Source organism: Streptomyces sp. SID11385 (assembly GCF_010548245.1).
In the GTDB taxonomy this organism is placed as follows: Bacteria; Actinomycetota; Actinomycetes; order Streptomycetales; family Streptomycetaceae; genus Streptomyces.
Genome location: NZ_JAAGLR010000537.1, coordinates 1 through 13,426 on the forward strand (window position 1 = coordinate 1; position 13,426 = coordinate 13,426).

Consider the following 13,426-nt stretch of genomic DNA (forward strand, 5'->3'; position numbering starts at 1 on the left):
CGCGCGCCGCTTGCCCGCGCGCCGACAAGCGCCCGGCCGCCGTCGCGCCCGGCGCCGCGCGGACCCCCTCGGCCTTGTCGGCCTCGCCGTCCTGGGCCTCTTCCTGCTCCTCGCCCTCCTCCGCTGGCTCGCCGCGCACTGGTGGCTGCCGGTCGGGCTCGGGCTCGTCGGGGTGGCCGTGGGGGTGGTTGAGGTGCGGCGGCGGGCCGAGCGGGTGCGGTGGGAGCGGGTGCGGCAGCGGGCGTTGCGGCTCGAACTGGGGACGCTCGACGCGCTGGGGCACCGGGAGTTCGAGTACGCCGTACGGGACCTGCTGCTCCGGGACGGCTGCGCGGACGCCCGGCAGGTCGGCGGCGCGAACGACCGGGGCGCGGACGTGCTCGCCACGGACCCGTACGGGCGCAAGTGGCTCGTCCAGTGCAAGCACCGCAGGGACGGGGCCGCCGGAGCCGCCGTCGGCACGCCCGACCTCCAGCGCGTCAACGGGACGGCGCGGCAGATCCACGGGGCCGATGTCGTCCTCGTCGTCACGAACGGGCGCTTCAGCGGCAAGTGCCCGGAGCTGGCGCGGGCCCTCCACATGCACCTCGTGGACCGGGCCCTTCTCGGCGCATGGGCGAGCGGGGCGCGCCCCCTGTGGGAGCTGCTGCCCCGCGTGCCCGCCCCGCGCCGGGGCTCGTGAGTCGCCGGTCCCGGTCAGAACGGCATGTGGCCACGCGCCTTGCGGCCCGCCGAGCCGCTGTGGCCGACCGCCTTGGAGCTGCTGCTGAAGGGCTTGCTGAAGAGGCGCCCGAGGATGCCGGGGGCCTTGGACCCGGCGCGCGAACCGAGGCCCAGCGTGCGCTGGGTGCCGCGCTGCGGCTTGCGGGAGAGCCGGGGGACGAGGAAGGCGAGGACGAGGAGAACGACGCAGACGGCGACGATGCCGAGGACGACCATGGGGGCTCCTTATGCCGTGGGGGCAATGCCACGAGGGCAATGCCGTGGGGACAAGCGGTCCTGGCCCGGGGGCCGTTGACGACCGCGTGCCCGGCGGAAGGGGCCTGACACGGGCGGGTGTGCGTGCTGCGTACACGCGCTAGGAGGCGTAGCCATGATGCGCCCTTCGCCATGAAGGCGAGGCGGGGTAGCCGTGAGGGCGACGGGCGTGAGCCATGAAGGCGAGCGCCCTTAGCTGTCAAGGCAAAGCGCGTGAGCCATGAAGGCGAAGCGCGTTAGCCGTGACAGCTAGGCGCGTGAGCCATGACGGCGAGGCTCCCTAGCCATGAAGGCGAAATCCCTTAGCCATCATGGCTGTCCCCCGTCCCCCCAAGGGCTCAGCCCCTCCCGTCGTCGCTGCCCCATCCCCGGTGTCGGGTCCAGGTACACCCGCGTCACGCGCGGGAAGCGGTCGCGGATGCGGCGTTCGGCGCGCTCGCAGGCCCACTCGATCTGCGCCGCCGTCGACGCGTCGCGGAAGTCGATCTTCGCGGCGACCAGGGCCTCGTCCGGGCCCTGGACGAGCGTCACGAGGTCGAGGACGGCATCGACGTGGTCCGTCGCGAGGAGTTCGGAGCGGATCGCCGCGCGCTCGGCCGGCGGGAGGGGGCGCCCGGTGAGCAGTTCGGCGTTGGAGCGGCCGAGGACCCACGCGACCCAGACGAGGAGCAGGCCGATGAGGAGCGAGGCGACGCCGTCCCACGTGCCGTCGCCCGTCGCGTGCGCGAGGACGATGCCGGCCGCCGCGAGGACGAGGCCCGCGAGCGCCGCCGAGTCCTCGAAGACGACGGCCTTGACGGTCGTGTCGCTCGTCCATCGCAAGTGCGAGAAGAACGTCGTACGGGCGGCGCGCGCCTCCCCCGCCATCTGCCGGAGCCCCGTGCGCAGGGAGTAGCCCTCCAGGAGGAAGGCGATCGCCAGGACGATGTACGACAGGAGGGGGTTGCCGAGGGTTTCGCCGTGCGTGAGCGTGTGGACGCCGTCGTAGACGGAGAAGACCGCGCCGCCGACGAAGGTCGCGACGGAGGCGAGCAGTGCCCAGATGTAGCGCTCGTGGCCGTGGCCGAGCGGGTGGTCCTCGTCGGCGGGCTTGGCGCTGCGCCTGAGCGCGAGCAGGAGCAGCAGTTCGGTGACGGTGTCGGCGAGCGAGTGCGCGGCCTCGGAGAGCATCGCCGACGAACCGCTGACGAGCCCCGCGACGAGTTTCGCCGCCGCGATCCCGAGGTTGGCCCCGGCGGCGACGAGGACGGTGAAGGTGCTCTCGCCCCCACCGCCCTCGGGAGCGGGAGCGGGGCCGGGAGGCGCGGGCTGGGGTACGGGATCACTGCTGCTCATAGCCGCGCAGTATGCCGAGACGGACGGCCGCGGACCGGTACGCCCCGCCCGGCGGTACGGGTACGGGCCCGGCGGAAACGCCCCGCCGGGCCCGTACCCACGCGACGCGTTGCCTCACCGCTCGCGCGGCACCCGCATCAGGCCCTCCTGGATGACCGATATCGCGAGTCGCCCGTCCTGCGTGTAGATGCGGGCCTGGCCCAGGCCCCGGCCGCCCGAGGACGAGGGGGACTCCTGGTCGTAGAGGAGCCATTCGTCGGCGCGGAAGGGCCGGTGGAACCACATCGCGTGGTCGAGGCTCGCGCCGACGATGTCGCCCGTGACCCAGCCGCCGCGCCCGTGCGCGAGGAGGACGGAGTCCAGGAGCGTCATGTCCGAGACGTACGTCGCGAGGCAGACGTGCAGGAGCGGGTCGTCCCCCGCGAGTTTGCCGTTGGTGCGGAACCACACCTGCGAGCGCGGCTCGCGCGGCTGCCCGGCGGTCGCGTACGGGGGCGCGTCGACGTACCGCAGGTCGACCGCCTCGCGGGCTTCGAGCAGCTTGCGCACGACCTCGGGGCCGCCGACCGCCTCGGCGTACCGGGGCAGGGCCTCGGGCGCGCTCGGCAGCGACTCGGGGTCGGGCGCGGACGGCATCGGCGCCTGGTGGTCGAGCCCGTCCTCGTGCACCTGGAAGGAGCACGAGAGGTGGAAGATCGGCTGGCCGTGCTGGATCGCGACGACGCGGCGGGTCGTGAAGGAGCGGCCGTCCCTGATGCGGTCCACGCGGTAGACGATGGGCGCGCCGGGGTCGCCCGCGACGAGGAAGTACGCGTGCAGCGAGTGCGCGTACCGGTCGGCGGGCACGGTGCGGCCCGCGGCGACGAGCGCCTGGGCCGCGACCTGCCCGCCGAAGACGCGCGGGACGAGGGTGGGCCGGGACTGGCCCCGGAAGATGTTCTCCTCGATCCGCTCCAGGTCGAGCAGGTCGAGCAGGTCGTCGAGTGCTTCGCTCATACGGCGTACTCTCTCCTACTCGCGACGGAGTCCGCCGTACGGGCGGCCGGGTTCGCCGTACGGGCGGCCGGGCTCGCCGTCCGCGCGGCGGACTCCCCCGTCGGTCGGGTCACCGGCTCACAGCCCCATGTTCTTCGCGATGATCATCTTCATGACCTCGCTCGTGCCACCGTAGATGCGGTTGACGCGGTTGTCCGCGTACAGGCGGGCGATCGGGTACTCGTTCATGTAGCCGTAACCGCCGTGCAGCTGGAGGCAGCGGTCGATGACGCGCGAGGCGACCTCGGTGCAGAAGAGCTTCGCGGAGGCGGCCTCGGCGGCGGTCAGCTCGCCCTTGTCGTGCGCTTCGAGCGCGCGGTCGCACACGGCCTCGGCGGCGTCGACCTCGGCCTTGCAGGCGGCCAGCTCGAACTTCGTGTTCTGGAACGCGGCGACGGGCTTGCCGAAGACGGTGCGGTCCTGGACGTACTGCTGCGCGAAGCGGACGGCCGCGGCGGCCTGCGCGTAGGCGCCGACGGCGATGCCGAGGCGCTCCTGCGGGAGGTTCTGGCCGAGGTAGGAGAAGCCCTTGTTCTCCTCGCCGAGGAGGTCGGTGACGGGGACCTTGACGTCGGTGAAGGAGAGTTCGGCGGTGTCGGAGGTCTTGAGGCCGAGCTTGTCGAGCTTGCGGCCGACCGCGTATCCCTCGGACTTCGTGTCGACGACGAGGAGCGAGATGCCGAAGCGGCGGTCGTCCTCCTTCGGCGGCGCGGTGCGGGCGCAGACGATGACGCGGTCGGCGTGGACGCCGCCCGTGATGAAGGTCTTGGCGCCGTTGAGGACGTAGTGCGTGCCGTCCGCCGAGAGCTTCGCGGTGGTCTTCATGCCCGCGAGGTCGGAGCCGGTGCCGGGCTCGGTCATCGCGATGGCGAACATGGTGCGGCCCGAGACGAAGTCGGGGAGCCAGCGCTTCTTCTGCTCCTCGGTGGCGTACGCCTTGAGGTACGGCAGGCACAGCGCGACGTGCACGCCGCTGCCGCCGAGCGAGACGCCCGCGCGGGCGGTCTCCTCGCTCAGGATCGCCTGGAACTTGAAGGACTCCTCGCCGGCGCCGCCGAACTCCTCGGGCACCTCGATGCCGAAGATGCCCAGCTCGCCGAGCTTGTAGTAGAAGTCGCGCGGTGCCTGCCCGGCGGCCACCCACTCCTCGTGCTGCGGCACGACCTCGGCCTCGATGAAGGCGCGGATCGTCTCGCGGAACGCCTCGTGGTCCTCGTTGTAAACGGTACGGCGCACTGACGCCACCCTCCTTCGGCGGCCGGTGCCGGTCCGCCCCTCTGCCGCGACCGGTGCGGGGTCCGCCTCTCGGCGGCCGGTGCGGGCCGGTCGGCGCGGTACGTACGAAGGCGGGGCGCCGGACATACTAAGCGCCCGCTCACCCTTGAAGTTACCCGCACGTATGGCGGGTGTCCAGACGGGAGCGGGGCGGGTGCGGGGCACCCCGTACGGCGGAACCGGCCCGGCTCACACCGCGCAGGAGCCGCCCCCGGGCCGCCCGCGCTGGGCTCGCGTGGAGACGAGGAGCGCCGCCATCTCGTCCGGGTCGACGTCGTCCTCACCCTCCACGGCCGGGTCCATGCCGACCGGCTCGGGCTCGGCCTCGGGGGGCGGCCCGGCCTTCAGCTGCCCGAGCGGGAAGAAAGCGGTCATGAGGCACCTCCGGGGAGTGTGTGGTCGTGCGGAACCGACTGTACGCGGGGGCGTGCAGGCGTACGGGGGTGTCCCTCGTGGGGGGACTTTCGGCGCCGGGGCCGAAACATTCTCCGTAAAGTGGGCGCGCACCCGTCGAGGCCACGCGTGGACCCCGACCGGACGAGGAGACGTACTGACATGAGGGTCGCCATGGATCACACGGGCCCGTGGACGGTCGCGGATGTTCTCGCCCTCCCGGAAGACAGGACCGTCCGCCACGAGTTGCTGGGGGAATCCCTCGTCGTGTCACCTGCCCCCCGAGTCCGCCACCAGCGCGCCTCGCTCCGTCTTGCCACGCTGCTGGCGGCTGCCGCTGTCGAGGCCAAGGCTCCGGTGGAGGTTCTGGAAGCCGTCAACGTTCTCATTCCTTCTGGCTTGTGCGTTCCTGACATCGTCGTCGTCGACGTCGCGCCTACGGACAACGATCCGGTAGCCCTGGATGCCGATGTCGTACACCTGGCGGTCGAGGTGGTCTCGCCGGGCAACAGCGCCATCGACCGCAAGGTCAAGCCTCTCCTCTATGCCGAGGCGGCCATCCCGCACTTCTGGCGACTCGAACTCGCCCCCGCCCCCATGCTCGTCGTTTAAGAGTTGGAGGACGGCCGCTACCGGGAGCGACTCACCGCGCTGTCCGGCACCACGACCAGCCTCACAGCGCCCTTCCCCCTCGACGTGGACCCGGCGACGTTCACCTGGGCGTAGCCGCCCGCACAATGCTCCGCATGGACCCCTCCTTCGACGCCCTCCTCGCCCGCGCCCGCCGTCTCTCCGCCCCCGGCCGCCGTCGTCTCCTCGGGATCGCCGGGGCGCCCGGGGCGGGGAAGTCGACGCTCGCGGAGCGGATCGTGGCCGCCGTGCCGGGTTCCGTGCTCGTACCGATGGACGGATTCCATCTGGCGCAGGCGGAGTTGGAGCGGCTGGGGCGCGCGGGGCGCAAGGGGGCGCCCGATACGTTCGACGCGGCCGGGTACGTGGCGCTCCTGCGGCGGCTGCGGGAGCCGGTGCCGGACGAGGTGGTCTACGCGCCGCTGTTCCGCCGGGAGTGGGAGGAACCACTGGCCGGGGCCGTTCCCGTACCGCCCGATGCCCCGCTCGTCGTCACCGAGGGCAATTACCTGTTGCTCGACACGCACCCGTGGGCACCCGTACGGGACCTGCTCGACGACACGTGGTTCCTCGCCCCGGACCCGGCCACGCGCGTGCGGCGGCTCGTGGAACGGCACGTGCGCTACGGGAGGTCGCGCGCGGAGGCGGAGCGGTGGGTGGCGGAGTCGGACGAGGTCAACGCGCGGCTGGTGGAGGGGAGTCGGGGACGGGCGGAGCTGGTCGTACGGGAGTGAGGGGCCCGCGTGGGGGTGCCCCGCGCCGAGCACGACCGTGGCGCCGGGACGCACCCGTACGCGAGGCCCCTCGTCCTCAACTCCGCACTTCTCGCAGGAAGTCCGCCGCCACCTGGCCCCAGTTCTCGATCTCCTCCGCCGTGCGCGCCACGGACAGGCGGGCGTTCGGGAGGTGTTCCGCGACCGTTTCGGCGGAGGAGACGGGGTGGCCCGGGTCGGTGTCCCAGGCGAGGACGAGGGTGGGGACCGTGATGCGGGCGAGGGTTCCGGGGGCCGGGAGGTCGGAGGCGGCGGCGCCCTCCAGGACGGCGGGCAGGAGGGCGGCGCGGATGTCGATGCCGCCCTGGTCGCGCCCGGCGAAGATCGCCGGGGCGGGGGCGGCGGCGCGCAGGGCGTCGAGTCCGGCGGGGTCCTCGGCCGCGAGCGCCGCCATCCGCCGGTAGAGCCCGGCCTGCGCCGCGCGGGTCTCCCAGGCGGTCGGGACGGCGGTGAGGACCAGCGCGAAGAAGCGCTCGGGGGCGCGCAGCGCGGCATGCAGCGCCGTCGCCGTGCCCATGGAGGAGCCGATCGCGGCGACGGGGGCCTCCGGCGAGAAGTGGTCGGCGAGGGCGAGCATGTCACCGGCCAGGGCGCTCCACTCGTACGCGGCCGGTTCGGGCCTGCCGCCGCTCTCGCCGTGTCCGCGCGCGTCGTAGGCGACGAGGCGGTGGTGCGCCGCGACGGGCGCGTAGTCGGCGAGGCCGTACCGCGCGTCGTGGGCGCGGCTACAGGTGATCCCGTGCGCGAGCAGCACGGCGGGCCCCGAGCCGCGCACGGTGCAGGCGAGGCGGGCGCCGGGGAGGGGGACGACGGGGAAGTCGGCGGCGGGCGGGGCGGATTGCTGCGTCACGGGGGGCTCCTCTGCGGTGGGGACGGGGCCGGGGGCCGGAGGCTGGGACCCGGAGGCCGGGGCCGGGCTCGGCCGAAAGTACACCGGCGGGGCGATGCGGCGCGCCGACTTTGTCCGTCGTTGATCAAGTCGCGGAGGACGGCGTGAACTTCGCACCGGCGCTGCCGGTCTTCAGCCGCTCGGGCCACTCGGGCCGCTCGGGCCGCCAGCGCGGGCTCACCTGGCGCGCGGCGCCCCTCGTACGTCTGCGCGTACCGCCCCGAGGTGCGGCGTCGTTCTCTCGTGGGAAGCCATTGATCAGATCCACCGAGGGGGTGCCGGGGCGCGGGGCCGGAGGCCGACCGAACGCGGCGAACTTGTTCGTTACGAACACGTTCGTTACGCTCGTGGTGCGGCAGGCTCCCCGTGCCGCCACTCCCCTGCCCGAGAACGAGAAAGGGGGACGTCATGGCCGACACCCCGCGCCAGGACCCCTCTCCTGCCGCCCCCGACTCCGCCACCGTCCGCCGCCCTGTCGCCGTCCGCTGGGTCCTGCTCGGCGTCCTTCTCGCCCTGCTCCTGTCGATGCTGGACGGCCTGATCGTCGGCACCGCGATGCCGACCGTCGTGAAGGATCTCGGCGGGCTGGACCGCATGTCGTGGGTGGTCACCGGCTACACGCTCGCGACGGCGTGCTCGACCCCCGTCTGGGGCAAGCTCGGCGACCTCTTCGACCGCAAGCGCGTCTTCCTGCTCTCGGTCGCGCTCTTCCTCGTGACCTCGGTGGCGTGCGGGCTCGCGCCGTCGATGAACGCGCTCATCGTCTTCCGCGTCGTGCAGGGGCTCGGGGCGGGCGGCATGGGCGCGGGGGCGTTCGCGCTGATCGGCGCGCTCGTACCGCCGCGCGAACGCGGCAAGTACCAGGGCCTGACGGCCGCCGTGATGGCGGTCGGGCAGCTCGGCGGGCCGCTCGTCGGCGGCTTCGTGACGGGGCACCTCGGCTGGCGCTGGGCGTTCTACGTGAACGTGCCCGTCGGCCTCGTGTGCCTCGCGTGGTGCGGGCTGCTGCTGCACCTGCCGGCGCGGGAGCGGCAAGGGGCGGTACGGATCGACTGGGCCGGGATCGTCCTGCTCAGCGGGGCCATCTCGGCCTTCGTGATGGCGGCGACGTGGGCGGGGAGCACGTACGCGTGGGCCTCGTGGCAGATCATCTGCCTCGGCGTGCTCGCGGTCGCGCTCCTCGTGGGCTTCGTCGCGACCGAACTCCGCGTCGCGGACCCGCTGATGCCGCCGCGCGTCTACACGGGCCACCGCAACTTTCCGCTCTCCGCCGTGCTGTTGACGGTCACGGGCATGGCCCTGTTCGGGGCGACGCTCTATCTCCCGCTCTACCAGCAGGTGGTGCAGGGCGCCTCGGCCTCGCACTCCGGCCTGCTGCTGCTCCCGATGATGATCGCGACGCTCGTCGCGACGACCGTCGCGGGCAAGGTCATGTCGGCGACGGGACGTTACAAGCTCTTCCCGGTCGTGGGCGCGGCGAGCATGATCGCGGGCATGGGCCTGCTGTCGGCGGCGGGAACGGACACGCCCCACTCCCTCACGACGGTCGCCATGATCTTCCTGGGCATCGGCAGCGGCTTCGCGATGCAGATGTCCAACACCATCGCGCAGAACTCCGTCGAGATGCGCGACCTGGGCGCGGCCTCGGCGGCGACCAACCTCTTCCGCACCCTGGGCGGCTCCCTGGGCCTGGCGATCTTCGCCTCGCTCTTCACGTCGAGCGTCCAGGGCGGCCCCGCGAGGGGCCCTGCCTACGCCGAACACGTCGCCCACGCCACGCACTTGATCTTCCTGGTGGGCGCCTGCGTCGGCGCGGCCGCCTTCCTCGCGGCCCTGGCGATCGAGGAGGTACCGCTACGCGGCAAGGAGCCCACGAAGCCGGTGGCGGGGAGCGGCAGGGGGGCGACGGAGACGGCGTGAGGGCGGGGCCGGTACGGAGGCCGGCACGGGGGACGGGCGCGGCGGGAGGAGGCGGGACGAAGGACGGGCGCGGACGGGGGACGGGCGTGGCGCGAGGCCGGGCCCCGGTTCCGCCGTCCCCGCCCGCCTCACACCGCCGCGAAGGCCCCCCGCGCCAGCCGTAGCAGCAGGTCCTGCATCTCTGTCCGGCCGATGCCGTCCGGGACCTGGTGCGGGGTCGAGTTGAGGAGGCCGAAGACCGCGTGGACCGTCGCGCGGGCGGTCGGCTCGTCCGTCGTGGGGCGGGCCTTGCGGAGGGTGTCCACCCAGAGTTCGACGTACTCGCGCTGGAGGCGGCGCACCCGGCGGCGGTCCTCGGGGCGGAGGCGGTCGAGCTCGCGGTCGTGGAGGACGATCAGGGCGCGGTCGTCGAGGGCGAAGGCGATGTGCCCGGCGAGGAGCGAGTCGAGCACCGCTTCCGGGGGCCCGTCCGCCGCCGCGAGGCGCGCGCGCCCGCCCGCGAGCAGGCGCTCGCTGATGCCGACGAGCAGTTCGGCGAGCATCGCGTCCTTGCCCGCGAAGTGGCGGTAGAGGCCGGGGCCGCTGATGCCCACGGCCGCGCCTATCTCGTCCACCCCCACCCCGTGGAAGCCGCGCGCGGCGAAGAGGCGGGCCGCCTCCCGGAGGATCTGGACGCGTCTCGTCGGCGCGTCTGCGCTCGCGGGGCCGGTGCTCATGGGAAGCCATTCTAGACAAGGTCGTTAGCGCTCGTTAACCTGAACGGCAGACGTTAACGCTCACTAACACGCGCACTCATACGTTCAGCGACCGCCGGGCGACGGAGCCCGGCCGGCGAGGGGATCGACCGCATGGCGGACCAGATGACGGCGACGGGCGGCGGCGGCAGCACGGGCGACACGGCCCCGTACCCCCGGCAACCCCACTCCCCCGGCCCCCGGACCGCTCCCTCCGGCGCCCACCCGGCGGCGGCGCCGCAGCTCGCGCCGGTCCTCACCACCTCCGCCGACCCCACGTCCGAGACGTGGCGCGCCAACGAGGCCGCGCACGCGAAGCTCGCCGACGAGTTGCGCTCGCGCCTGGAACGGGCGCGGCTCGGCGGCGGCGAGCGCGCCCGCGAGCGCCATGTCTCGCGCGGCAAGATGCTCCCGCGCGACCGCGTCGACGGGCTCCTCGACGCCGGTTCGCCGTTCCTGGAGCTGGCGCCGCTCGCCGCCGAGGGGCTGTACGAGGGCGCCGCGCCCGCCGCCGGGGTCGTCGCCGGACTCGGCATGATCTCGGGCCGGTTGAGCGTCGTCGTCGCCAACGACGCGACGGTCAAGGGCGGTACGTACTACCCGATGACCGTCAAGAAGCACCTGCGCGCACAGGAGGTCGCCCTGGAGAACCGCCTGCCGTGCGTGTATCTCGTGGACTCCGGTGGCGCGTTCCTGCCGATGCAGGACGAAGTCTTCCCCGACCGCGAGCACTTCGGGCGGATCTTCTACAACCAGGCGCGGATGTCGGCGGCCGGGATTCCGCAGATCGCCTCGGTGATGGGCTCGTGCACGGCCGGGGGCGCGTACGTTCCCGCGATGAGCGACGAGGCCGTCATCGTGCGCGACCAGGGCACGATCTTCCTCGGCGGCCCGCCGCTCGTGAAGGCGGCGACGGGCGAGGTCGTGACGGCCGAGGAACTGGGCGGCGGCGAGGTCCACAGCCGGGTCTCCGGCGTCACGGACCACCTCGCCGAGGACGACGCGCACGCGCTGCGGATCGTGCGGAACATCGTCGCGACACTGCCCGCGCGCAAGGAACTGCCGTGGGCGGTACGGGAGTCGGAAGAACCGGCGGTCGATCCGGCGGGCCTGTACGGGGCCGTCCCCGCCGACTCGCGCACCCCGTACGACGTGCGCGAGGTCATCGCGCGGATCGTGGACGGCTCGCGCTTCCAGGAGTTCAAGGCCGAGTACGGGCAGACGCTCGTGACGGGCTTCGCGCACGTCCACGGCCACCCGGTCGGCATCGTCGCCAACAACGGCATCCTCTTCTCCGAATCGGCCCAGAAGGGCGCGCACTTCATCGAGCTGTGCGACCAGCGCGGCATCCCGCTGCTCTTCCTCCAGAACATCTCCGGCTTCATGGTCGGCCGCGCCTACGAGGCGGGCGGCATCGCGAAGCACGGCGCGAAGATGGTCACGGCCGTCGCGACGACCCGCGTACCGAAACTGACGGTCGTCGTCGGCGGCTCCTACGGAGCGGGCAACTACTCGATGTGCGGGCGCGCCTACGGCCCGCGCTTCCTGTGGATGTGGCCCAACGCGAAGATCTCCGTCATGGGCGGCGAGCAGGCCGCATCCGTCCTCGCGACCGTCAAGCGCGACCAGTTGGAGGCGCGCGGCGAGGAGTGGTCCGCCGACGACGAGGAGCGCTTCAAGGCGCCCGTCAGGCAGCAGTACGAGAAGCAGGGCGACGCCTACTACGCGACCGCCCGCCTGTGGGACGACGGCGTGATCGACCCGCTCGACACGCGCCGCGTCCTCGGCCTCGCGCTCACCGCCTGCGCCCACGCGCCCCTGCCCGAGCCGCGTTTCGGCGTCTTCCGGATGTGATCCCGGTGCCGCAGCTCCCCGCGACGAACCCAACTCCCCCGACGTCAACGGCGACTTCGAAGGTGGCCATGCCAGGAACCGCTCTGTTCGACACCGTCCTCATCGCCAACCGCGGCGAGATCGCCGTCCGCGTCATCCGCACCCTGCGCGCCCTCGGCATCCGCTCGGTCGCGGTCTACAGCGACGCGGACGCGCGCGCCCGGCACGTACGGGAGGCCGACGAGGCCGTCCGCATCGGCCCCGCGCCCGCGACCGAGAGCTACCTCTCGGTGCCCGCGCTCCTGGAGGCGGCACGGCGCACGGGCGCCCAGGCGGTGCACCCCGGCTACGGCTTCCTCGCGGAGAACGCGGCCTTCGCGCGCGCCTGCGCGGACGCGGGCCTCGTCTTCATCGGCCCCCCGGCGGACGCCGTGGACCTCATGGGCGACAAGATCCGCGCCAAGGAGACCGTCGAGGCGGCGGGCGTCCCCGTCGTCCCCGGGTCCAGCGGGAGCGGCCTCGACGACGAGGAACTCGCGGACGCGGCACGGGAGATCGGGATGCCGGTGCTGCTCAAGCCCTCGGCGGGCGGCGGCGGCAAGGGGATGCGCCTGGTACGGGACGAGGCGCTGCTCGCCGAGGAAGTCGCGGCGGCGCGCCGCGAGGCCCGCTCCTCCTTCGGCGACGACACGCTCCTCGTCGAACGGTGGGTGCAGCGCCCCCGGCACATCGAGATCCAGGTCTTCGCCGACCGGCACGGCAACGTCATCCACCTCGGCGAACGCGAGTGCTCGCTCCAGCGCCGCCACCAGAAGCTCATCGAGGAGGCGCCCTCGGTCCTGCTGGACGAGGCGACGCGCACGGCGATGGGCGAGGCGGCGGTCCGCGCGGCCAGGTCCTGCGGCTACGAGGGCGCGGGCACGGTCGAGTTCATCGTCCCGGGCCCCGACCCGGACGCGCCGGCGGGCACCGCGCCCGAGGCGTACTACTTCATGGAGATGAACACCCGTCTCCAAGTCGAGCACCCTGTCACCGAGTTGGTGACCGGACTCGACCTCGTCGAGTGGCAGATCAGGGTAGCGGCCGGGGAACGCCTCCCGCTCACGCAGGAGGACGTACGGCTCGACGGGCACGCGGTCGAGGCGCGGATCTGCGCCGAGTCGGTGCAACTCCTCGACGGAGATCCGGCGTTCCTGCCGAGCGGTGGCACGGTGCTGCGCCTTGAGGAGCCGGAGGGGCCGGGCGTACGGGTCGATTCGGGGCTCAGCGAGGGCGTCGAGGTGGGCAGCGCGTACGACCCGATGCTCGCGAAGATCGTCGCTTACGGCCCGGACCGGGACACGGCCCTGCGCCGCCTGCGCGGCGCGCTCGCCCGGACGGTGACGCTCGGCGTCCCGACGAACGCGGGGTTCCTGCGCCGTCTGCTCGCCCATCCGCAGGTCGTGGCGGGCGAGTTGGACACGGGGCTGGTGGAGCGCGAGGCGGCCGGTTTCGTGGAGCCCGAGGTGCCGCGCGAGGTGTACGCGGCGGCAGCGGCGGTGCGTCGCGCGGCCGTGACGGCGGCGGGCGAGGGGCCCGGGTGGCGCGATCCCTTCGCCGCCGGGGACGGCTGGCGGCTCGGCGGGACCCCG

At 73.3% G+C, this 13,426-nt stretch carries 13 protein-coding genes; 6 read left to right on the forward strand and 7 right to left on the reverse strand.

Translation table 11 applies throughout. The annotated features are described in order from the left end of the window. A partial coding sequence (locus G3I42_RS16270) for a restriction endonuclease (RefSeq protein ID WP_239096489.1) occupies window positions 1-682 on the forward strand: 682 nt, incomplete at its 5' end. 14 nt (window positions 683-696) lie between these two features. Here the strand turns inward: G3I42_RS16270 and G3I42_RS16275 are convergent. The 5 genes from G3I42_RS16275 to G3I42_RS16295 all read right to left on the reverse strand — a co-directional run bounded on the left by G3I42_RS16275 (window position 697) and on the right by G3I42_RS16295 (window position 4,998). Continuing rightward, window positions 697-939: a DUF6411 family protein gene (locus G3I42_RS16275; RefSeq protein ID WP_164286635.1), complete on the reverse strand. Its 243-nt coding sequence runs from the start codon at window positions 937-939 to the stop codon at window positions 697-699. Window positions 940-1,287: 348 nt separating this feature from the next. Next, window positions 1,288-2,313 carry a cation diffusion facilitator family transporter gene (locus tag G3I42_RS16280; protein ID WP_164286637.1) on the reverse strand — a complete coding sequence of 342 codons (1,026 nt, stop codon included), beginning with the start codon at window positions 2,311-2,313 and terminating at the stop codon, window positions 1,288-1,290. 114 nt (window positions 2,314-2,427) lie between these two features. Beyond that, window positions 2,428-3,309 (reverse strand): acyl-CoA thioesterase II, encoded by an 882-nt coding sequence (tesB, locus tag G3I42_RS16285; protein ID WP_164286639.1) that lies wholly within the window; start codon window positions 3,307-3,309, stop codon window positions 2,428-2,430. A 117-nt stretch (window positions 3,310-3,426) separates the two neighbouring features. Continuing rightward, complete coding sequence (locus G3I42_RS16290) at window positions 3,427-4,584, reverse strand: acyl-CoA dehydrogenase family protein (RefSeq protein WP_164286640.1); 1,158 nt, start codon at window positions 4,582-4,584, stop codon at window positions 3,427-3,429. Between the two features lie 228 nt (window positions 4,585-4,812). Beyond that, complete coding sequence (locus G3I42_RS16295; RefSeq protein ID WP_164286643.1) at window positions 4,813-4,998, reverse strand: hypothetical protein; 186 nt, start codon at window positions 4,996-4,998, stop codon at window positions 4,813-4,815. Window positions 4,999-5,178: 180 nt separating this feature from the next. Here G3I42_RS16295 and G3I42_RS16300 point away from each other — a divergent pair, with 180 nt between their 5' ends. Beyond that, on the forward strand, window positions 5,179-5,628 hold the full coding sequence (locus G3I42_RS16300; protein WP_239096490.1) for a Uma2 family endonuclease: 450 nt from the start codon (window positions 5,179-5,181) through the stop codon (window positions 5,626-5,628). Window positions 5,629-5,762: 134 nt separating this feature from the next. Continuing rightward, window positions 5,763-6,380, forward strand: a complete 618-nt coding sequence (locus G3I42_RS16305) for a nucleoside/nucleotide kinase family protein (protein WP_203606893.1) — start codon at window positions 5,763-5,765, stop codon at window positions 6,378-6,380. Between the two features lie 76 nt (window positions 6,381-6,456). Here G3I42_RS16305 and G3I42_RS16310 read toward each other — a convergent pair whose 3' ends face one another. Beyond that, window positions 6,457-7,269, reverse strand: coding sequence for an alpha/beta fold hydrolase (locus G3I42_RS16310; RefSeq protein ID WP_164286646.1), 813 nt, complete (start codon window positions 7,267-7,269; stop codon window positions 6,457-6,459). A 447-nt stretch (window positions 7,270-7,716) separates the two neighbouring features. On the opposite strand from G3I42_RS16310, the gene G3I42_RS16315 reads away from it, so the two are divergent. Continuing rightward, the gene (locus tag G3I42_RS16315; RefSeq protein WP_164286648.1) at window positions 7,717-9,228 is read left to right on the forward strand and encodes an MDR family MFS transporter; all 1,512 of its coding nucleotides are present in this window, start codon (window positions 7,717-7,719) and stop codon (window positions 9,226-9,228) included. 128 nt (window positions 9,229-9,356) lie between these two features. Here the strand turns inward: G3I42_RS16315 and G3I42_RS16320 are convergent, their stop codons facing one another. Continuing rightward, a complete protein-coding gene (locus tag G3I42_RS16320) occupies window positions 9,357-9,944 on the reverse strand; it encodes a TetR/AcrR family transcriptional regulator (protein WP_164286650.1) in 588 nt (195 codons plus the stop codon). Window positions 9,945-10,076: 132 nt separating this feature from the next. On the opposite strand from G3I42_RS16320, the gene G3I42_RS16325 reads away from it, so the two are divergent. Further along, on the forward strand, window positions 10,077-11,816 hold the full coding sequence (locus tag G3I42_RS16325; RefSeq protein WP_164286652.1) for a carboxyl transferase domain-containing protein: 1,740 nt from the start codon (window positions 10,077-10,079) through the stop codon (window positions 11,814-11,816). A 68-nt stretch (window positions 11,817-11,884) separates the two neighbouring features. Further along, a partial coding sequence (locus G3I42_RS16330) for a biotin carboxylase N-terminal domain-containing protein (RefSeq protein ID WP_164286654.1) occupies window positions 11,885-13,426 on the forward strand: 1,542 nt, incomplete at its 3' end.

Coding starts and splice junctions, on each gene's coding strand:
- G3I42_RS16325 (WP_164286652.1), top strand. CDS start 10,077: ATGGCGGACCAGATGACGGCGACGGGCGGCGGCGGCAGCACGGGCGAC.
- G3I42_RS16295 (WP_164286643.1), bottom strand. CDS start 4,998: ATGACCGCTTTCTTCCCGCTCGGGCAGCTGAAGGCCGGGCCGCCCCCC.
- G3I42_RS16305 (WP_203606893.1), top strand. CDS start 5,763: ATGGACCCCTCCTTCGACGCCCTCCTCGCCCGCGCCCGCCGTCTCTCC.
- G3I42_RS16275 (WP_164286635.1), bottom strand. CDS start 939: ATGGTCGTCCTCGGCATCGTCGCCGTCTGCGTCGTTCTCCTCGTCCTC.
- G3I42_RS16300 (WP_239096490.1), top strand. CDS start 5,179: ATGAGGGTCGCCATGGATCACACGGGCCCGTGGACGGTCGCGGATGTT.
- G3I42_RS16320 (WP_164286650.1), bottom strand. CDS start 9,944: ATGAGCACCGGCCCCGCGAGCGCAGACGCGCCGACGAGACGCGTCCAG.
- G3I42_RS16280 (WP_164286637.1), bottom strand. CDS start 2,313: ATGAGCAGCAGTGATCCCGTACCCCAGCCCGCGCCTCCCGGCCCCGCT.
- tesB (WP_164286639.1), bottom strand. CDS start 3,309: ATGAGCGAAGCACTCGACGACCTGCTCGACCTGCTCGACCTGGAGCGG.
- G3I42_RS16315 (WP_164286648.1), top strand. CDS start 7,717: ATGGCCGACACCCCGCGCCAGGACCCCTCTCCTGCCGCCCCCGACTCC.